This is a genomic window from Shimia sp. MIT910701 (assembly GCF_047126315.1).
GTDB lineage: Bacteria > Pseudomonadota > Alphaproteobacteria > Rhodobacterales > Rhodobacteraceae > Shimia.
In genome coordinates, this window is sequence record NZ_CP138953.1 from 3,388,473 (window position 1) to 3,408,316 (window position 19,844).

The 19,844-nt window shown below is 59.2% G+C and carries 19 protein-coding genes; 3 read left to right on the forward strand and 16 right to left on the reverse strand.

Annotated features, from left to right (window positions below):
* The first annotated feature begins 144 nt into the window (after positions 1 to 144).
* The 3 genes from SIB38_RS16480 to SIB38_RS16490 all read left to right on the forward strand — a co-directional run bounded on the left by SIB38_RS16480 (position 145) and on the right by SIB38_RS16490 (position 4,689).
* The gene (locus SIB38_RS16480) at positions 145 to 1,437 is read left to right on the forward strand and encodes a capsule biosynthesis protein (protein WP_412552058.1); all 1,293 of its coding nucleotides are present in this window, start codon (positions 145 to 147) and stop codon (positions 1,435 to 1,437) included.
* Between the two features lie 133 nt (positions 1,438 to 1,570).
* The gene (locus tag SIB38_RS16485) at positions 1,571 to 2,680 is read left to right on the forward strand and encodes a polysaccharide biosynthesis/export family protein (protein WP_294114182.1); all 1,110 of its coding nucleotides are present in this window, start codon (positions 1,571 to 1,573) and stop codon (positions 2,678 to 2,680) included.
* 5 nt (positions 2,681 to 2,685) lie between these two features.
* Entirely contained in the window at positions 2,686 to 4,689 is a 2,004-nt protein-coding gene (locus SIB38_RS16490; RefSeq protein ID WP_412552059.1) for a capsular polysaccharide biosynthesis protein, read from the forward strand.
* 3 nt (positions 4,690 to 4,692) lie between these two features.
* Here SIB38_RS16490 and ribD read toward each other — a convergent pair whose 3' ends face one another.
* The 16 genes from ribD to SIB38_RS16570 all read right to left on the reverse strand — a co-directional run bounded on the left by ribD (position 4,693) and on the right by SIB38_RS16570 (position 19,747).
* On the reverse strand, positions 4,693 to 5,802 hold the full coding sequence (gene ribD / locus SIB38_RS16495; RefSeq protein ID WP_412550635.1) for a bifunctional diaminohydroxyphosphoribosylaminopyrimidine deaminase/5-amino-6-(5-phosphoribosylamino)uracil reductase RibD: 1,110 nt from the start codon (positions 5,800 to 5,802) through the stop codon (positions 4,693 to 4,695).
* Positions 5,803 to 5,804: 2 nt separating this feature from the next.
* On the reverse strand, positions 5,805 to 6,272 hold the full coding sequence (nrdR, locus tag SIB38_RS16500; protein WP_294114180.1) for a transcriptional regulator NrdR: 468 nt from the start codon (positions 6,270 to 6,272) through the stop codon (positions 5,805 to 5,807).
* Positions 6,273 to 6,501: 229 nt separating this feature from the next.
* Positions 6,502 to 6,918, reverse strand: a complete 417-nt coding sequence (locus SIB38_RS16505; RefSeq protein ID WP_294114178.1) for a secondary thiamine-phosphate synthase enzyme YjbQ — start codon at positions 6,916 to 6,918, stop codon at positions 6,502 to 6,504.
* A gap of 13 nt (positions 6,919 to 6,931) precedes the next feature.
* Positions 6,932 to 7,357, reverse strand: coding sequence for a hypothetical protein (locus SIB38_RS16510; RefSeq protein WP_412550636.1), 426 nt, complete (start codon positions 7,355 to 7,357; stop codon positions 6,932 to 6,934).
* Positions 7,358 to 7,379: 22 nt separating this feature from the next.
* A complete protein-coding gene (locus SIB38_RS16515) occupies positions 7,380 to 7,802 on the reverse strand; it encodes a hypothetical protein (RefSeq protein ID WP_294114174.1) in 423 nt (140 codons plus the stop codon).
* Positions 7,803 to 7,851: 49 nt separating this feature from the next.
* Positions 7,852 to 8,277 (reverse strand): hypothetical protein, encoded by a 426-nt coding sequence (locus tag SIB38_RS16520; RefSeq protein WP_294114172.1) that lies wholly within the window; start codon positions 8,275 to 8,277, stop codon positions 7,852 to 7,854.
* Between the two features lie 135 nt (positions 8,278 to 8,412).
* Complete coding sequence (locus SIB38_RS16525) at positions 8,413 to 8,697, reverse strand: HlyU family transcriptional regulator (RefSeq protein ID WP_412550637.1); 285 nt, start codon at positions 8,695 to 8,697, stop codon at positions 8,413 to 8,415.
* A 3-nt stretch (positions 8,698 to 8,700) separates the two neighbouring features.
* The gene (rpoD, locus tag SIB38_RS16530; RefSeq protein ID WP_294114168.1) at positions 8,701 to 10,692 is read right to left on the reverse strand and encodes an RNA polymerase sigma factor RpoD; all 1,992 of its coding nucleotides are present in this window, start codon (positions 10,690 to 10,692) and stop codon (positions 8,701 to 8,703) included.
* A gap of 127 nt (positions 10,693 to 10,819) precedes the next feature.
* Entirely contained in the window at positions 10,820 to 12,787 is a 1,968-nt protein-coding gene (dnaG, locus tag SIB38_RS16535) for a DNA primase (RefSeq protein WP_294114166.1), read from the reverse strand.
* A 15-nt stretch (positions 12,788 to 12,802) separates the two neighbouring features.
* Positions 12,803 to 13,141 (reverse strand): hypothetical protein, encoded by a 339-nt coding sequence (locus tag SIB38_RS16540; RefSeq protein WP_412550638.1) that lies wholly within the window; start codon positions 13,139 to 13,141, stop codon positions 12,803 to 12,805.
* 34 nt (positions 13,142 to 13,175) lie between these two features.
* Positions 13,176 to 13,721 (reverse strand): sarcosine oxidase subunit gamma, encoded by a 546-nt coding sequence (locus SIB38_RS16545; protein ID WP_412550639.1) that lies wholly within the window; start codon positions 13,719 to 13,721, stop codon positions 13,176 to 13,178.
* Entirely contained in the window at positions 13,714 to 16,644 is a 2,931-nt protein-coding gene (locus tag SIB38_RS16550) for a sarcosine oxidase subunit alpha family protein (RefSeq protein ID WP_294114162.1), read from the reverse strand. Before SIB38_RS16550 ends, SIB38_RS16545 begins: the two co-directional genes overlap by 8 nt.
* Entirely contained in the window at positions 16,641 to 16,913 is a 273-nt protein-coding gene (locus SIB38_RS16555) for a sarcosine oxidase subunit delta (RefSeq protein WP_294114161.1), read from the reverse strand. Before SIB38_RS16555 ends, SIB38_RS16550 begins: the two co-directional genes overlap by 4 nt.
* The gene (locus tag SIB38_RS16560; RefSeq protein ID WP_294114159.1) at positions 16,910 to 17,467 is read right to left on the reverse strand and encodes a hypothetical protein; all 558 of its coding nucleotides are present in this window, start codon (positions 17,465 to 17,467) and stop codon (positions 16,910 to 16,912) included. Before SIB38_RS16560 ends, SIB38_RS16555 begins: the two co-directional genes overlap by 4 nt.
* Positions 17,468 to 17,477: 10 nt before the next feature.
* Positions 17,478 to 18,734 (reverse strand): sarcosine oxidase subunit beta family protein, encoded by a 1,257-nt coding sequence (locus tag SIB38_RS16565; protein ID WP_294114157.1) that lies wholly within the window; start codon positions 18,732 to 18,734, stop codon positions 17,478 to 17,480.
* Positions 18,735 to 18,883: 149 nt separating this feature from the next.
* Positions 18,884 to 19,747, reverse strand: coding sequence for a hypothetical protein (locus SIB38_RS16570; protein ID WP_412550640.1), 864 nt, complete (start codon positions 19,745 to 19,747; stop codon positions 18,884 to 18,886).
* Between the last annotated feature and the right edge of the window lie 97 nt (positions 19,748 to 19,844).

The window sequence follows — 19,844 nt, forward strand, 5'->3', positions numbered from 1 at the left end:
CGCTCCATAGCTGTGATCGGCCTAAGACCTACAGCCCGAACCGCCCCAAGACAAGCCGCCCAAGCCGCGGCAAGTCATGACCATATTTTTGCCACGCCGCTGGGCTAACATTCCCTTAAGAGAAGGCGTATAGGTTTGACCGTTATGACAATTCCGTCCGGCGACAACAAAGTGTTCCTGTTCCTGCAAGGCCCCCACGGGCCGTTTTTTGCAGCGCTGGCACGCATGTTGCGCCGCTCTGGCGCCACGGTCTGGCGGGTCGGGTTCAACGCCGGGGACCGCGCCTTCTGGCCGCACCAGAAAAGCTTCATTCCTTATCTGGACACGCCCGAGGCCTGGCCCGAGACTTACAAAAATATCCTGACCGACAAAGGCGTTACCGACATTGTGCTCTATGGTGACGTGCGCCCGATCCATGCGCAGGCGGTGGAGATCGCCAAAGCGTCGGGCATCCGCATGCATGTCTTTGAGGAAGGCTACCTGCGCCCCTATTGGGTGACCTATGAGCGCGGCGGCTCCAATGGCAACTCGCGCCTGATGAACATGGACATCGCGCAGATGGAGAAAGCGCTGGAAGGCTCCGATATGGAAACCCCGATGCCACCGGGCCATTGGGGCGACATGCGCCACCACGTCTTCTATGGCGCGCTCTACCACTGGTTTGTGATGTTCACCAACCGTAAGTTCCGCAATTTCAAACCGCACCGATCCTTGTCGGTCACACTTGAATTTCAGCTGTATTTGCAACGGCTTCTGCTGATGCCGCTCCACGCCATCGAACGCCGCATCGCCACGCTGCGCATCCGTTACGGCGGCTTCCCGTATCATCTCGCGCTGCTGCAACTCGAACACGACAGCAGCTTTCAGAAGCACTCGCCATTTGACACGATGACCGACTTCCTGTCGCTGGTGATTGAGAACTTCGCCGACAGCGCGCCGCAGCATCACCATCTGGTGTTCAAAGCCCATCCGCTTGAGGACGGCCGCGTGCCCTTGCGCAAAGAAATCCGCAGGCTGTCCGCGCAGTTCGGCGTGTCCAAACGCGTGCACTACGTGCGCGGCGGCAAGCTTGCCCAACTCCTGAATGACACCCGCACTGCCGTGACCGTGAACTCCACCGCCGCACAACAGGTGCTCTGGCGTGGCATTCCGATCAAGGCCTTTGGCGACGCGGTGTTCAACCAGCCCGAGTTTGTCAGCACGCAGCCTTTGCCGGAATTCTTCGCCGCCGCCATGCGGCCCGACAACCGCGCGTATAAGACTTATCGCCGCTATCTGCTTGAAACCAGTCAGGTTCCAGGCGGCTTTTACTCCGCCCGTGGCCGCCGTCGTTTGATGCGCCAGGTGGTGGACATGATGCTGTCAGACCTCGATCCGTATCAGGCGCTGGCAGCTGGCACAGCGGCACCAAGGCAACAGTTGCGTCTGGTGAAATAGCGACCACAAGGTCTAGCGCTGGATTTTTAGTTAGGATTTCTGTAAGTTGTCTCAAAAAACTGAGGCAGAATAATCAGGTCGAGGAGACCGAGCAGTGAAATCCTTTGCATCCCGATGGGGGAAGTGCGCCGTAGTGTTGACTCTGGCGAGCACCGTTGCCGCATGTAACCTTGTGCCGCGCTCCGGCCCCAACAAAAGCGAAATCTACGCGGGTTCCGTGCAGAAAGAAGGCGATGCCTTTATTGTTGAAGTGAACGACCGGGTGTCACGCGCCACCGCCGTTGTGCCCGCGCTTGGTTTCTCCGACAGCTTCAAAAACGCCGGCCAACTTGGCTCCGATACGATTCGCCCCGGCGACATCTTGGCCCTCACAATCTGGGAAAACGTCGACAAGCCGCTGTTGGGTCCAGAAGGCCAAGTGGCTGCGGTGCTTGAGGAAGTTCAGGTCGACGGCGCAGGCTTTATCTTTGTGCCCTACGCCGGCCGCATCCGCGCAGCAGGCAACACGCCCGAAGGCATCCGCCGCATCATTTCCGCCAAACTCGAAGAGCAGACACCCGATCCACAGGTCGAAGTCCGCCGCGCGGCTGGCGACGGCTCCACTGTCTCGCTAGTGGGCACCGTGGGTGCACAAGGCGTCTACCCTATCGAGCGCCCAACCCGCACGCTCTCCACCATGCTGGCACAAGCTGGCGGCGTGACCATCGTGCCGGAGATCGCCCAGATCACCGTTCTGCGCGGCAGGGAAACCGGCCAGATCTGGTTCCAGGATCTTTATGACAACCCAGAACTCGACATTGCCCTGCGCGGCGGTGACCGCATTCTGGTCGAAGAAGACACCCGCGCCTTCACCGCGCTTGGCGCCACGGGCACCCAGAGTCGCGTGAACTTCTTCACCAAAGACCTCTCCGCGATTGAGGCCATTGCCCAGGTTGGCGGCTTGGTTGCCACCTCCAGTGACCCAACCGGCGTGTTCATCTTCCGCAACGAAGCAGACGTGGTCGCTAACAATGTCTTGGGCCGTAAAGACCTCGATGGCGCACAGCGTATGGTCTACGTACTGAACCTGACCAAGCCAAACGGCATGTTCACCGCCCGTGACTTCATCGTCCGCGACGGCGACACGCTTTACGTGACCGAAGCGCCGATCACCACCTGGAACAAAACCATTTCAGCCATCACCGGCACTTTAACATCGGCCGACACGCTCTTGGAAGTGGGCGGTATTAGCACAGGTGGCTGATCTTGATTAACCCAACAACCGAAGAAGCCGCCGGGAACACCAATCCCCGGCGGCTTTTTGCATTCAACGGCGGTTTCTTTTTCCAGAAACGCCTGCGCCGCATTCTGTCGCTCGCAGGGTATGAGCTGCGTTTCGGCCGCCCCACGTCTGAGGACCTGATCGCGATCTGGGGCAACAGCCCCACCGCCCATCGCGGCCACGCCATGGCGGAAAAAACCGGCGCATCGCAGCTTTATGTCGAAGACGCCTTCCTGCGTTCCCTCTTCCCCGGACGCACCGGCAAAGAGCCCCCTATCGGCCTGATGATCGATGGCACCTGTCCGCATTTTGATCCCAACCAACCCTCTGATCTAGAACGCCTTCTCAAGCACGAACCGCTGGACGACTCGGTCCTTTTGAACCGCGCCCGTGGCGCCATTGAACGGCTCAAGGAAAACCACCTCACCAAGTACGCCGCGGTTGATCCGGACCTGCCTGCCCCCGATCCAGGCTATGTGCTGGTGATCGACCAAACCCGCGATGATGCGGCCGTTACCGCCTCTGGAGCCAATGATCTGCGCTTCCAAGAGATGCTGGTCATGGCGCAGGAGGAGAACCCTGGCGCGCGCATCTTGATCAAGACCCACCCAGAAACCCAGAACGGCGCCCGCGCGGGTTACTACAGTGAAAAAGACACCCGCGACAACGTCGCGCTCTACACCGATCCCATCAGCCCCTGGATACTGCTCGACGGCGCCATTGCCGTCTACACGGTCTCCTCACAACTTGGCTTCGAAGCCATTCTCGCCGGTCACAAACCGCGCATTTTTGGCCAACCATTCTACGCCGGCTGGGAGCTTACACAGGACGAGTTCCCGCTCTACCACCGCCAACGTCGCCTGACCCGCGCACAGCTTTTTGCCGCCGCGATGATCCTCTACCCAACATGGTATGATCCTTGCCGCGACAAGCTCTGTGAACTCGAAGACAGCCTTGAACAGCTCGCCGCCCAATCCCGCGCATGGCGCGAAGATCGCCACGGCTGGAACGCTTTCGGCATGCGCCTATGGAAGCGCAAACCGCTGCAAAAGTTCTTTGGCCGGTACAAAGCCCTGACCTTCGACAAGAAGCACTCCTCCCGCCCAGCCATGGTCTGGGCCAGCAAACCCGGCCCGGAACGTGCAACACGGATCGAAGACGGCTTCCTGCGCTCCCGCGGCCTTGGGGCGGAGCTGGTCCCACCTTTGTCCTTGGTCTGTGATGACCTCGGTATCTACTACGATCCCACACAGGAAAGCCGACTGGAGAGGTTGATCACAAAACGCGCCACCTTGCGCCCGGATCAACAGCTGCGTGCCGAGAGGCTTATTAAAGCGTTGAAAAAACATCGCATTACCAAATATAATCTTGGCGGCACCTCCTTCGATCTACCCGATGGTCACCGCATTCTGGTGCCTGGCCAAGTCGAGGACGACGCCTCCATCCTCACCGGCACCACTGGCATCACGACCAACCTCGCCCTGCTGAAAGCCGCCCGCGCCGCCAACCCAACCGCCCGCATTCTTTATAAGCCCCACCCCGATGTCGAAGCTGGCCTGCGCAAAGGGCAAATCTCACGCGAAGATGCGGAAGCACTAGCTGATATGGTGCTAGATCAGGCCGACATGGCCGCGCTTCTTAAAGAGGTCGAAGAGGTCTGGACCATGACCTCGCTTACCGGCTTCGAAGCACTGCTGCACGGCTGCAAAGTCACCACATTGGGCGCGCCATTCTACGCGGGCTGGGGCCTAACAGATGATCGCGGAGACATTCCCGCGCGCCGCATGGCGCAGCCAAGTCTCGAAGGCCTCGTACATGCCGCACTGATCGATTATCCGCGTTATCGCGACCCCGTATCCGGTCTGCCCTGTCCTGTCGAAGTAGCCCTAGAACGATTAGCCACCGGATACATCCCGCACCCCGGTTGGGGCAACCGCCTGTTGTCAAAACTGCAAGGCCGGTTCGCCAGTTATCAATCGCTCTGGCGCTGAGGCTCAACACGGATGGCGCTGCGCCTCAATGCGGTGCCAGACGCTCATCACGTCCTGACCCATGCGCTGGTGTGACACCAGGTCAAACCGCGGCGCCTCCCCCAATCGCGCCAAGCCCATGGCGCCGATCGCCGGATGGCCTTCGGCCCCGATGACAACACCTGCGGAGAACGTGATTAACTCGTCCACCATGTCCGCCGCCAGCAAAGACGCCGCCAGCGCCCCGCCGCCTTCACAAAACACCCGCGTTAGCCCTTGTTTACCAAGCGCTTCCAGCACGCCTTTCGCAGACAAATGCACGCCCTCAAGCGGGCATGGCAACAACGTCGCCCCGAGGTCTCGCCACGTTTGTTGCAAGGAGGCATCCGCGTCTCTGCCGTGAATAATCCAGACCGGCACGTCTTTGGCCGTCTGCGCCAAGACACTCATCAAAGGCAGATCCAATCGCCGCGACACCACCACGCGCACCGGCTGCGCCACCTCGCCAAAGTCGCGCACAGTCAGCGACGGATCATCCGCCCGCGCTGTGCCGCCACCCACCATCACCGCATCGTGCCGCAGGCGCATGCCGTGCACAGCGCGGCGCGACTCCGGCCCGGTGATCCAGCGGCTTTCGCCTGTAGCCGTCGCAATCCGACCATCCAATGTGGTCGCCAGCTTCAAGGTTAGAAACGGACGCCCAAGATCGGTTTTTAGAAAGAACCCCTGGAGATCCCGTGCCGCTTCATCCGCAAGCACGCCGGTGGTCACTTCAATGCCCGCCTCGCGCAACATCGCCAACCCGCGCCCAGACACGCGCGCGTCACTGTCTTCCACAGCCACCACCACACGCGCCACCTGCGCCGCGATCAACGCTTCAGCACAGGGCGGAGTTTGCCCATGATGGGCACAGGGCTCCAGCGTCACATAAGCCGTGGCACCACGAGCGGCCGCACCGGCCTGCGCCAAAGCCACCGGCTCCGCATGTGGCCGACCACCGGGCTGGGTCCAGCCCCGCCCGACAACACGTCCGTCTTTCACAATGACACAACCCACGGCCGGGTTTGGCCAGCAGACACCCTGACCGCGCCGGCCCAAGGAAAGGGCCAACGCCATGTAACGGCGATCAGTCACGTTTACTCCTCAGGAGATGGGTCGGGACGCAGTTCGCTTACAAATTTATCAAAGTCGTCGGCGGCTTGGAAGTTCTTGTAGACGCTGGCGAAGCGCACATAGGCCACGGTATCAATCCGCGCTAGGGCTTCCATGACAATCTCGCCAATGGTCTTGGAGGGGATATCTGTCTCGCCCATGCTCTCCAAACGCCGCACGATGCCGCTGATCATCTGATCGATGCGCTCTGGCTCCACCGGGCGTTTCTGCATGGAAATACGGATCGAGCGCTCCAGCTTGTCACGATCAAAGTCTTCGCGACGGCCGTTGGATTTCACCACCACCAGATCGCGCAGCTGCACACGTTCGTAGGTTGTGAACCGCCCGCCACACGCGGGGCAAAACCGGCGACGACGGATCGAGACATGATCCTCCGCAGGCCGCGAATCTTTCACCTGAGTGTCGATGTTTCCGCAAAACGGACAGCGCATAGACTTCCCCTTGTTTCATCTGCTCTTTGCCTGTGCCGCAATAAGTTACGGCGTGGGTTGGGTATTTTCCCAAGTTATCCACAGGCACTATAGGAGAGCTACAAGCCTTTGGGTAGAGGCAAAAAGCCACCCCAAGATAAGCGCTACTGGGAAAACACATCCGGCTTTCCCCCTGAAGATTTTCCGCCACGGCCCTATATCAACTTCAAAGGCCCAACGGTCTTTCCATTCATGCACCTAAATGCGCTGTCACACGTCTCGTGTGCGGCGCATTCCTGTGTTCAAACAGGTAAATCCCCTGCCAAGTTCCTAACGCCAGCTGTCCGTTTGAGACCGGAATGGAGAGTGAGACCGGCATCATCGCCGCTTTGATATGTGCGGGCATATCATCCGGCCCTTCGTAGGTGTGGGTCAGATAGCTCATTGACGGATCGGTTGTTGGTGGCACAAGGCGGTGAAAGAAGTTCTGCAAATCAGTCTGCACTTCCGGATCCGCATTTTCCTGAATGAGCAAACTGCACGAGGTGTGGCGCACAAACAGCGTGAGCAATCCCGAACGGTCACTTTGCGCCGCCCATCGTGTAATATCACGTGTGAACTCATACAGCCCAGGACCACGCGTGGCGACTTGAAACTCGGTTTGCATTGTGTTGGGCCTGTTAACTGGTGTCGCTGTTCTTCGGAGGCGCGCAACTGTTGCGCGCGCGACCAACGCTGTTGGCTTGCCCAACGCTTGGCCCCCAATTGCCGGCCCGCCCTGTCGCACCTGACACCTGCTCCGGAGGTTTCAAGGAAAACTGAGCCGCATCAGGACTGTTCATTGTGACACCGCGTCCGGCACCACCAACGGTATAGACCAGTGCATTGTCGGGCGCGCCAAGCTGCTGGCTCGCATAAGAACCCGCGCCACACCAGAAATCCGACTTACGCCCATTGGGCCTTGCGATCACTTCAAAGACATCGGCATTGACCGGGTTGACCCGCACACCGTTGCGTGCCGAAAACGCTGCACTTCCCCCAGTTTGACAGCCGATCAAAACCATCACGGAGACCGAAGCAACCAAATTGCCAGCGAACCGTTTCATATGACCTCCACCGGGGCTTATGTCAGGCCCAGAAGTTGTTGCGATCGATGTTGCAGTCTTGACGTGCAGCCCCCACCGACTTGCTGGAGCCCAGACGCGGCCCCCAACGACCTGAGCGCCCGGCGGCCCCCTGAACCGCTTGCGGCGGCTTTAAGGAGAACTGGGCCGTCTCAGGATTGGACGTTACCGTGCCAGCCCCGGTCCCACTAACGACATAAACCCGGGCGCTGTTCGGAGCACCCAGCTGACGGCTTGCGTAATCCCCGGCGCCGCACCAGAATTCAGCCTCAATGGCGTTTGGCCGCACACCGACTTCAAACACATCCGCATTTACAGGGGTCACTCGCACCCCACTTCGAGACACGAACCCACCGCCAGAGCTTGTCGACATACAGGCGCTCAACGCCAAAGCACCAGCCATAAAGCCAACCGTGCACTTCTTCATGCTTCTCTCCATTGCCGTGCCCATAAGCCGGCCATCACTAAAGCCCGTTTCAGAAAATCGCGAAAGGATCACCAATTATAAGACAGTAACGCCGCGCATCCGCCACAAACTCATCTTCGCCAATGCGAGGGCCGTAGGTCCCCTTGCGTCCTGTGGCGCCGCTTGCTTGACCTGCAGGCTTCAAAGAAAACTGGGCCGCATCCAGACTATCGGAGGTCACAGCACGCCCGGCCTCACCAACCACGTAGATGCGCGCACCAGCAGGCGCACCAAGCACTTGCCCCGCATAGTTGCCTGCACCACACCAATACTGCGCCATGGGGTTGCCACCCGGACGCGACATCACCTCAAACACATCTGCCGACACTTGATTAACACGGATATTGCCAACGGTCGCAAAATCGCTCGTCCCCAAGCCACCCGCATTAGCGCAAGCTGCCAACGTCAGAAATGCCAAAGCAGAAAGATGTTTCATCAAAATTCTCAGAAATCTGCACCCGCCCATGGTGGCGAGCACGTTCAGCCTAACTGCAATCTATCCAAGAGAAAAGGCCAGCAAAGCTGCTGACCTGTTCACTTTTTCGTCTTCGAGTGAAGTAACCTAACTGGCTCAGAAAATCTGATCGCCCATCTGGTCAATCATTTGCTTTGCCTTGCCAACAGAGGCCTCCGCCGCCTCACTCTGATCGCGCAGCACATCGGCCCGGATCAACGTATGGCTTTGGGCCTCGCCATTCACCACACCATCAATTCGTGCGGAAATGCGGAACTGACCACCATCCGGGATGGGACACGGCGTGATCTGATAGCCTTTGTATTCCACCGCTTGAACCGTCTTTTCAGCAGCGGCTTCTTTTGCACCGCCGCCGCCAATAAGCTTCTTCAGAAACGACATGGCTTACTGATCCAGGAAGCTGCGCAGTTTGCGCGAGCGGCTTGGATGCTTCAGCTTGCGCAGCGCCTTCGCTTCAATTTGACGAATACGTTCGCGCGTCACACTGAACTGCTGACCCACTTCCTCAAGGGTGTGGTCCGTGTTCATGCCGATGCCAAAGCGCATCCGCAGAACCCGCTCCTCACGCGGAGTGAGGCTAGCCAGCACACGGGTGGTGGTCTCTTTGAGGTTCTCCTGAATGGCGCTGTCCAGAGGCAGCACAGCATTCTTATCCTCGATGAAATCACCCAGCTGACTGTCTTCTTCGTCCCCAATCGGAGTTTCCAGAGAGATCGGCTCTTTGGCGATTTTCATCACCTTGCGCACTTTCTCCAGAGGCATCTGCAGCTTCTCGGCCAGTTCCTCCGGCGTTGGCTCGCGGCCGATCTCATGCAGCATCTGGCGGGATGTCCGCACCAGTTTGTTGATCGTTTCGATCATATGCACCGGAATACGGATCGTGCGCGCTTGGTCGGCAATCGAGCGGGTGATGGCCTGACGGATCCACCAGGTCGCATAGGTCGAGAACTTATAGCCGCGACGGTATTCAAACTTATCCACCGCCTTCATCAGGCCGATGTTACCTTCTTGAATAAGATCAAGGAATTGCAGGCCGCGATTGGTGTACTTTTTGGCAATCGAAATCACCAGACGCAGGTTGGCCTCAACCATTTCTTTCTTGGCCTGACGTGCCTCTTTTTCACCCTTCTGAACCTGCTGCACAATGCGGCGGAATTCCGGGATGTCCAAACCGACATACTGGCCCACTTGCGCCATGTCGTTGCGCAGCTCGGTGACCTTGTCGACAGAGCGCTCCATGAACATCTGCCAGCCACGGCCGGACTTCTCGGACATATCGTCGAGCCAGTTCGGGTCCAGCTCGCGACCACGGTACGCGTCGATAAACTCACGGCGGTTGATGCGGGCCTGGTCAGCCAGCTTCACCATAGAGCTGTCGATCTGCATGACACGGCGGTTGATGCCATACAGCTGGTCGATCAGCGCTTCGATACGGTTGTTGTGCAGGTGAAGCTCGTTCACCAGCTCCACAATCTCGGAGCGCAGTTTCTGGTAGGTCGCCTCGTCTCCTTCAGAGAAAGAGCCATCTTCGTTCAGTGTCGCCGAGATACGCGCGTCCTGCATATCTGAGAGCATCGCAAAGTCACGTGCGATGATGTCGAGCGTCTCCAGAACCCGCGGCTTCAGCGCAGCTTCCATCGCAGCCAAGGACATGTTGGCCTGCTCGTCTTCGTCATCATCGTCGTCTTTGGCAATCGGGTTGCCGTCCGCATCAAGCTCTTGCTCGGCTTCCTTCTTCGGCGCAGAGGTCACATTGGCCGCTTCGGCCACCGGAGTTTCTCCGCCCTCTTCTTCACCATCCTCACCCATCTGGTTGCCAAAAGTGGTTTCCAGATCGATCACGTCGCGCAGCAGAATGTCTTCAGACAGAAGTTCATCGCGCCAGATGGTGATCGCCTGGAAGGTCAGTGGGCTTTCGCACAGACCGGCGATCATGGTGTTGCGGCCAGCCTCGATGCGCTTGGCAATCGCAATTTCGCCTTCTCGGCTCAGAAGCTCAACAGAGCCCATCTCGCGCAGGTACATGCGCACAGGGTCGTCGGTGCGATCGAGTTTTTCGTTGTTGCCAGAGGCAATTGCAACGCCACGGTTGGCAGAAGACGTGTCCACAACCGCGGTGGATTTGGCCTCTTCTTCCTCGGCTTCTTCGTCTTCGATGATGTTGATGCCCATCTCGGACAGCATCGACATCACGTCTTCGATTTGCTCAGAACTCACCTGATCTGGGGGCAGAACCTGGTTCAGCTGATCGTAGGTGATGTAGCCCTTCTCGCGAGCCTCAGCGATCATTTTCTTGACGGCGGCCTGACTCATATCGAGCGAGATTTCGGCGTCCTGATCGGCGGGCTTCTGGTCGTCGTTGTCCTTGGCGGCCATTAAGTGCTCCTGCAAGTTCGGCTGAAGGTGATTCGCTGGCTCCGAATCAACCCCGCAATAGGGTGATTCGCAACCCCACCGCGCCCGTTTTCTTCATGTGTTGCTTACAAGGCTGCGCCTTAGAGCTCTAACTCCGGCGTGGCGGCTTCCCGCCCCTTGTAAAATCGATCATATCTCGCAGCGCATCCAACGCTGCGCGTTCATCCTTGTCAATTGGCGCCCCATTGTCGCCAACAGCAAATTCGCCCCCGCCTTCATCGTCGAGACCGCTTTGCATAGCCTTGTTTCGCGCCTCTGCGGCCTGGCCCAAACGCCAGGTCATCGCCTCATCAGCCACGCTCATGAGATCTTCTTCCGCTTCGGCGATTTCTTCGCTCAAGCCCCGCACGGTTTTGAGCTTTGCGAGCTCCTCGGTCAGCGTCATGCGCGCAAGCGCCATGTCGCCGGGTTTGCGTACGGCGGGGGTGATGGCGACATGGGGTTGGCGTAGCAGGTTTTCAACCATCTCCGGCCCCAAAGCCATTTCCACATTGCTGCGCGGGTCCGGCGTGTTGGCATAGCGCAACAGCACGTCACGCAGATAGGCGTTGTCCTGATCGAGACACTCCATGCTTTCGATCTCATATTCGAAATCATCCAGCAGTTCTGGATTGACCAAAGCGACCGCCAAAACCACCGCCTCGCGCACCCGCATCTCCACCGGGCCTTCGCTCGCGGCCAGCATCGAGGTCTTGGTGTGCACCTGAACTGTCGGCTGCGCATTCCACTTGCCCCGCCGACCACCGGAGAAGCCACCGCCACCGCCCCGCTGCGGACGAAACAGCTCATAACGCAGTTCCTTGATCGCCTCGCCATAGTGACTGCGGATCGACGGGTCCTGGATCAGTTTGATCTTTTGCTTGAGCAGTTTGTCGAGTGCGGCGCGGCGTTCCGGGCTGTCAAAGACCTTGCCCTCAATCTCACGTTGCCACAGCAGGTTCACCATCGGCATCGCGGCATCAAGCACCTTCTGCACCGCCCCTGCACCTTTGGCCTTAATCAGGTCGTCCGGGTCCTGCCCCTCTGGCATAATTGCAAAGCGCAGTGATTTTCCGGCCTCCAGCAGCGGCAGAGCCAAATCCACCACCCGCATCGCGGCGCGTATGCCCGCTTTATCGCCATCCAGCGCGATGATCGGCTCGTCCGAGATGCGCCACAGCAACTGTAACTGGTTTTCCGTGACCGCCGTACCCAATGGGGCCACCGACGCGCCAAACCCGGCCTCACAGAGTGCAATCACATCCATGTAGCCCTCGGCCACAATCAACGGCTGGCCTTTGCCCGCCGCCTCCCGCGCCGGGGCGTGATTGTAAAGACTGCGCCCCTTGTCAAACAGCTCTGTCTCGGGGCTGTTGAGATATTTGGCATTGTCATTGGGGTCCATCGCGCGACCACCAAAGGCGATACACTTGCCGCGCGCATCTCGGATCGGGAACATGATCCGGTTTCGGAAGGTATCATAGGGCTTTCCGCCCTTATTCGACGGTTTGGCCAATCCGGCGCCGAGGATCAAGTCAGGTGCTACGCCTTTGCCGGTCAGCGCGTCCCACAGGCCTTGCCAGCCATCCGGTGCAAAACCAATGTCAAACCGATCCCGCGTTTCCTGCGCCATGCCGCGCTTGTCCAGATAGGCCCGTGCTTCCGCGCCTGCCCCGGCATTCAACATCAGCCGGAAATGCTGCACCGCCATTTCCATGACTTCTGCCAACTGCGTGCGCCGATCCGCCTTCTGCTGCGCCTGCGGATCGCGTTTGGGCATGGTCATCCCGGCCTCTTCGGCCAAGATCTCCACCGCCTCCATAAAACCGACATTCTCGGTTTCGGTCACAAATTTGATCGCGTCCCCTTTGGCGTGACAACCAAAACAGTAGTAATATCCCTTGCGGTCATCCACATGAAAAGACGCAGTTTTTTCATGGTGAAACGGGCATGGTGACCACATGTCCCCCTTGCCCTGATTGGACTTGCGCGGGTCCCACATGACTTTGCGCCCCACCACGTCAACAATGGAGGTGCGGCTGCGAAGCTCATCTAGAAATCCGGGCGGTAAGGACATGGCAATCCGATCAGGTCAGTTTGAAGCGGACTTCTGCATTTCCTGAATTTGGTCCCAATTGTCCAGACACTGTTGCTCAACTTGTGCGCCCAGATCGATCTTTTTCAGGTCACGCTTTTTGGTACCATAAACCACAGGCGCAAAATGCGTGATTGCCGCGTTGTAGTTCTCCGGCCAGGTAGGTTCATTGGCGAGCAGATACTCTTCCAGGTCTTTGGCTTTCACACGATCCAGCCGGGCGTCCTGAATGGCCTTGATCACCTGCCCCTGGTATTTGCAGGTGTCTTCTTTGCCATCAGCGGCATAGGCTGCTGCGCTGCTCAGCATCAGCGCCACGAGAGTATAACGGACCATCAAGGCCTCCTGAATCACTTTAGACCCAAAGAGACTACCCGCGCGCGGCGACGCTTTCCATGGCCCTTTGCAAATCGTGAACAAGCGTCTTCGCCATGGAACGGAACGCCATGATCTGAAATGCCTGCTCCCCAACCCGTGTGATCGACACAGTCATATGCCCCAACATGGTGCGCGCCGTATGCCCCCGCTTGAAAGTCGCCGTCCGCACATTCACAGGCACAAGCCGCGCCAACACGTCTTCTGCGCCGACGCCTTCCAGCTTCACAACCGCCCAGGCATCGCTTTGGTCCACCACAGCGGCCTCGTTTTTGAGGCTCCAGTTGGGCGCAGGCCCCACCAGCATGGCTTGATCCCGCCCAAACCAAATGGCCCGCGCAGCCGCTGTGCCTGTGGCGCGATTTGGTTTTGGCATCGCCATGCCATGCGCGGATTTCAGCAACTCGGAGCAAGCCTCAAGCCGCCCCTTGTGCACCGTCAGCATCGTCAGGCTCACCGGTAGATCTTCAGCCAATGACACGTTGCCCACGGAGATCGGCAACAGCCCCTCACAAGGCGTCTTTGCAAGCAACTTAACCACGCATCCGCCCTCCTTCTGGATCAAAGAACACCGGATCACAGACCTCACAGCGCGCGGTCACACCGCGCAAGTGATCCACCATCATCACCTGTTCACCATGCCGCGCACGTCCATTGCGCAAGAACGCCAATCCCAGGAAGCTCTCAAAGGTTGGCGAGAACCCAACCGAGGTGGTGTATCCCAGTTCGTTTTCCCGCACCGGCTCCGCATCCACCTCAAACAAATGCGCCCCGGCAGTCAGTTGTTTCACCGCTCCCACCGGCTTTAAGCCCACCAGCTGCTCCCTCTCAGCCCCAGACAGCCCCGGCCGCTCGCTCATGGTTTTGCCAATGCAGTCCTTCTTCGTGCTCACCATGCGTTCCATACCAATGTCAAAAGCCGTCGTGCGCCCGTGAATTTCGGAATGGGTGATGAAACCTTTCTCGATGCGCAGCACATTTAGCGCCTCCATGCCATACGCCCCACCGCCCAGCGCCTCGGCCTTCTGCACCAGCACTTGGTACAGGCTCTCGCCATAGCGCGCGGGCACCGCAATCTCATAGGCGTGTTCCCCGCTAAACGAGATGCGGAACAACCGCCCCCGCACCCCACCAACACTGACCTCGCCACAGCCCATGAACGAGAAGCTCTCGTTGTCGATCTCCTCACCGACAATGCCGGACAGCACCTCACGCGACTTCGGCCCCGCGACCGCAAACTGCGCCCATTGCTCGGTCACCGACACCATCGAGACATCCAGCTCCGGTCGCAGGCACTGATACACATACTCCAAGTGCCGCATCACCGGCCCCGCCGCTGCCGTGGTCGTGGTCATCACGAAATGTTCCTCGCCCAATCGCGCAGTGGTGCCGTCGTCCATGACAGTGCCGTCTTCGCGCAACATCAAGCCATAGCGCACCTTACCCACTTTCAGCGTGCTGAAGGTATTGGTGTAGACAAAGTCCAACAACGCGCCCGCATCCGAGCCTTGAATGTCGATCTTGCCCAGCGTGGACACGTCACAGATACCAACCGCATTGCGCACCATCTGCACCTCACGGTCGCAGCTCTGCCGCCACTTAGTTTCGCCCGCCTTAGGGTAGAAACTTGGCCGATACCACAGCCCTGCTTCAATCATCGGCGCGCCATCGGTGACGCTGGCGTCATGGCTGGTGGTGAACCGCTCCGGCGCGAAGCCAACACCCTGCCCGCCTGCGCCCAGCGCGGCGATGCTCACCGGCACAAATGGCGGGCGGAAGGTGGTCGTGCCGGTCTCAGGGATCCCGCGCCCTGTCGCATCCGCCAAAACCGCCAACGCGCCCATGTTGGAATTCTTCCCCTGATCGGGCGCCATACCCTGTGTGGAGTAGCGTTTCATATGCTCCACCGAGCGGAAGTTCTCGGTCGCCGCCTGCTTCACGTCCTTGACGGTTACATCGTTCTGGAAATCCAACCACGCGCGCCCGCGACCAGCCACCGCCCAAAGCGGTTCCATGTTGTAGGGCGCATCCTCCGCCGATGGCAGATCCACATCCCCAACCTCAAAGCCCAGCGCCTCGACAGCCGCTTTTGCTTTCGCAGCGCCTTCTTGCATCGCGCCCATCGTTGAAAACGTCCCGTTGCCAGCCCCCGCCGTGGTCAAACCCGGCACCATACCGTCCACCGGGCCAAAACTCTGAATGTCCTCGCGCCACTCAGGACGCCCGTTCATGTGGCACGTCAGATGCACCGTCGGGTTCCAGCCGCCGGAAACCGCCAGACAATCGGTGCCAAGCTTCTCTTCCCCGCTGACCGTTCGGTAAGACACACTCTCCAGCGCCTTGCGCCCTCCGGTGTCACAAACTTCGGCCCCGTAGATCACCGGATAGCCTTGCCCATCTGGCCCATCTTTCCGACTGTCCAACACGGCGGTCACATGTACGCCCGCAGCCTTCAAGTCCCGCGCGGTGCGATGGCCATCATCGTTGTTGGTAAACACCGTCACCGCCCGCCCCGGCGCCACGCCATAGCGATGCAGATAGGTCCGCACCGCCGCCGCGCCCATGATCCCGGGTCGGTCATTGTTCTTAAATGCAATCGGCCGCTCAATGGCACCCGCGCAGAGGATCGCGTGCTTCGCCACAATGCGCCAGAAACATTCCAAAGGTCGCCCGTTTGCGCCGCTGAGGTGATTGCTCACCCGCTCCAGCGCACCAAAGGTGCCCTGATCATACGCGCCAGTGACCGTGGTGCGCGACATCAGGCGCACGTTGGGCATGGCTGCCAGTTCGTCCACCACATCCGCAGCCCATACTGCAGCCGGAATGCCATCAATCTCTTCGCGCTCGCCATTCAGACGCCCGCCCAGCACGCTGTCCTCGTCCGCCAAAAGCACGTCCGCGCCAGCCCGCGCCGCCGTCAACGCCGCCATGAGACCCGCCGGCCCCGCGCCAATCACCAAGACATCGCAGAAGGCAAATGCCTTTTCATAGATGCCTTCGTTGTGCTCCCCTGACAGCGCCCCCAAACCAGCGGAGCGGCGGATGATCGGCTCATACACCCGCTCCCAAAAGGCCTTGGGCCACATGAAGGTCTTGTAATAAAACCCCGCCCCAAGAAACGGCGCCGCCAGATCATTGATCGCCAACAGGTCAACATCCAGACTGGGCCACCGGTTCTGGCTGCGCACTTCCAGCCCGTCATAAACCTCCTGCGTCGTCGCCCGCACATTGGGCTCCTGATGTGCGCCGCGCCCAACGGTGACCAGCGCATTGGCCTCTTCCGAGCCCGCGCCCATCACGCCCCGTGGCCGATGATACTTAAACGACCGAGCCACCAGCTTGATGTCATTGGCCAGCAAGGCCGAGGCCACGGTATCCCCCACGAAGCCTTGCACCGTGTGGCCATCGAAAGTGAAGCTAACCGGCGTGCCCCGGTCCACCTGGCCTTTGCCCGCGATTCTCATGCGCTGACCTCCGTCACGTCAGACGCCAGTTCGGTTGCAAGCACCTCATGGGTCAGCGTGTTGCGTGTCACCACGATCCAAGCACCGCAACCGCCTTCGTGATACCAAAGGTCCCGCGTCACGCCCGCCGGGTTGTCGCGGTTGTGCAGATAGTCATCCCACACAACGTCGCTAGCCTCCGGATCAGGGCGGTTCAACGCCACTGCGTCCCCCTGATAGTAAAACTCGCGCCGATCACGTTCCCCACAATGCGGACAGGTCAATCTCATTTGCTTTCCCCATCACCGCTTGGACCATCAAAAACGGTCGCATCAGACACGACATAGACAGTCCGCGCCGCCTCACAACGCTGCGCATCCGCACGGAACAGCTTGTATTTCACCGCTTTGCCCGGCACCTCCGCCAGATCCACCGCCCCGCCACAACTGTCGGTTTCTCCCACCATCAAATAGCTGGTCTCAATCGTCATCGCGTCGCCACTGTCGCGTGTCACAAAGAAATTGCCGCCATCGCATTCCACGGTGCAGCCCTTGCGCCCGCCGCTGTCAAAACACAGCAGGAACTGGTCCAGCACCTGCCCCGCATGTTGAGTGCCCGCAACGTGCCCTTGGTTGGTAAACCCGACCAGCATATTGGCCAGCTTGTTCTGGTTCTCATCGCTGTAAATCCACAGCTGCATCCAATCGACCACCTGCGCCGGTTGGCCTGCGAGATGCGCATCAGTGTAATCCCGCACATAGCACCCTTCCGGCGGTCCTTCGGCCAGCACAGGCCCCGCCATCAAAGCACCGCTCAACAACACACTCTTGAAAACACCCGTCATCGCCGCCCCCTCAATGCAGATTGTGCTGAGAGCCGGTGCCCTCTTCATCCATGATGCTAACACCCGTGCGGAACCGATCCATCCGGAATTTCGCCGCATAGTCGTGATGCTGATCCGTCGCCATCAAATGTGCCATGCACCAGCCCGAAGCCGGAACCGCTTTGAACCCGCCGTAGTTCCAACCGCAATCAATGTAGAGCCCGTCGATGCCCTCCATCTTGTCAATGATCGGGCTGCCATCCGGCGTCATATCCATGATCCCGCCCCAAGAGCGCAGCACCTTGGCTTTGCCAATCATCGGCATCAGCGTCATGCCCGCTTCCATGACGTGCTCTTTCATGGGCAAGTTCCCGCGCTGCGCATAAGAACTGTAGAAATCCAGATCCCCACCAAACACCAAGCCGCCCTTGTCCGACTGGCTGATATAAAAATGCCCCATGCCAAAACTGATCACATGATCAATCACTGGCTTCAGCCCTTCGGTCACAAAGGCCTGCAACACATGGCTCTCGATTGGCAGGCGCCGCTCTGCCATGCCTGCCACCAGACCAGACCGCCCAGCCACAATAATCCCAACCTTCTTAGCCCGGATCGCACCGCGCGTGGTCTGCACGCCTTTCACAACCCCGCCCTCAATGTCGATGCCGGTCACTTCGCAGTTCTGCACCAGATCAACACCCCGATCTGACGCCCCGCGCGCATAGCCCCAGGCCACCGCATCATGCCGGGCCGTGCCACCGCGCGGATGGTACAACCCGCCATAGATCGGAAACCGCCCCTGCTCAAAATCGAGATAAGGCAGCATCTTGCGCACGCCCTCTCGGCTCAGCAGCTGCGCATCGTCCCCCTGATTAATCATCATATTGCCACGCCGCGCAAAGGCATCGCGCTGCCCATCGCTGTGGAACAGATTGATCAATCCCCGCTGGGAGAACATCACATTGTAGTTCAGCTCCTGCTCCAGCCCTTCCCAGAGCTTCATCGAATGGGAGTAAAACTCGCTGTTGCCCTGAAGGAAGTAATTGGCGCGCACAATCGTGGTGTTGCGCCCCACATTGCCACCACCCAGATAGCCCTTCTCGAGCACCGCAATATTGGTCATCCCATGGTTTTTGGCGAGGTAATAAGCCGTCGACAGACCGTGTCCGCCACCGCCAATAATCACCATATCATATTCCGGCTTCGGTTGCGCATCGCGCCAATGCGCGGTCCAGCCTTTATTGCCGGACAGTCCCTGTGCCAAAACCTTGAGGCCGGAAAACCGCATCTCTTTGCCTCCTGAATGCCCACTCTAGGCGTGTCTTCAAATCCGACACGACCTCCTGACATCAGGCGCAAAAAACACACGCGAGGATGGTCGCTTAGCGACAGAATGCGTCGCTAAACGCACAATTGCAATCAGGCTCTCTTAAGCCCTCAAAACGATAGAGAAAACGCCACGCCCAATAGCGGAGCCGTATTATAGCTCTGCTTGGACAGGGTTGCTCCAGTTGCGTTTTCCACCGCTAAACTGCCGTCCACTTCCGCGCCGGCAAACACTACAAAACTCATGCCCGGGTTCGGGTCGTAGGACAGGCTCATCACCACGGGCACGCTCTTGTCCTGCCCCACGTTGCCCCCTGCAAGCGCAAAGCGGTTGGTCTCTTGCCGGGCAGACAGGGTCAGCCCCCAGGTGTCACTCACGTCATACCGCAACGACAGACCCGGCCCCTGACTGGCACCGAGTGTCGGACCAGTACTCAAGCTCCATCGATTTGCGAACTGCCAGTCCAGCAACAGCGCTGGAAAGGCGTCATAGTCATCGCCGCCAAGCCCCTCAAATGCCCCAAGCGCCGGACCAATCACCAGATTGTCGCCCACCTCCCAGCTGACACCGGCAAACAATCCGGCACTTCGGCCATCACTTGCCGACGCACCAGAGGCATAACGGCTGCGCACAGATGGGGCCACAAACCAACGCATCCCGCTTTCCGTGCGTCCCGCCAAGGAGACTGTCACCGAACGCTCGTCTACCTTGTCCCAAAGCGCAGGCATTCCCACAAAATCATAGTCTGCCTGGCCAAAAGTCGCAGACACGCCGTAGCTGATCCCGCCCGGATTGCGATTGAACGCGCCGACGCGGCTGTACACACGGTCCGCCGAGAAACTCCCGCCGCCGTTGGTATCGCTGCTGTCTTGGTTCAGGTAGGCGCCATCAAGGCTGAAGATCCAGCCCTCAGGCGCTTGAGCAGATGCTGCACCAGCCGCGACACTCATCGCGGCAACTGTCAAAAACCGCATCACAGAAAATCCTCGAAATGTTTGGTCCATACAGCGTACGCGACCAGCCTCTCCAAGGATCACTCAAAACGAGAAAAGCGCGGGATGCCTCTCATGC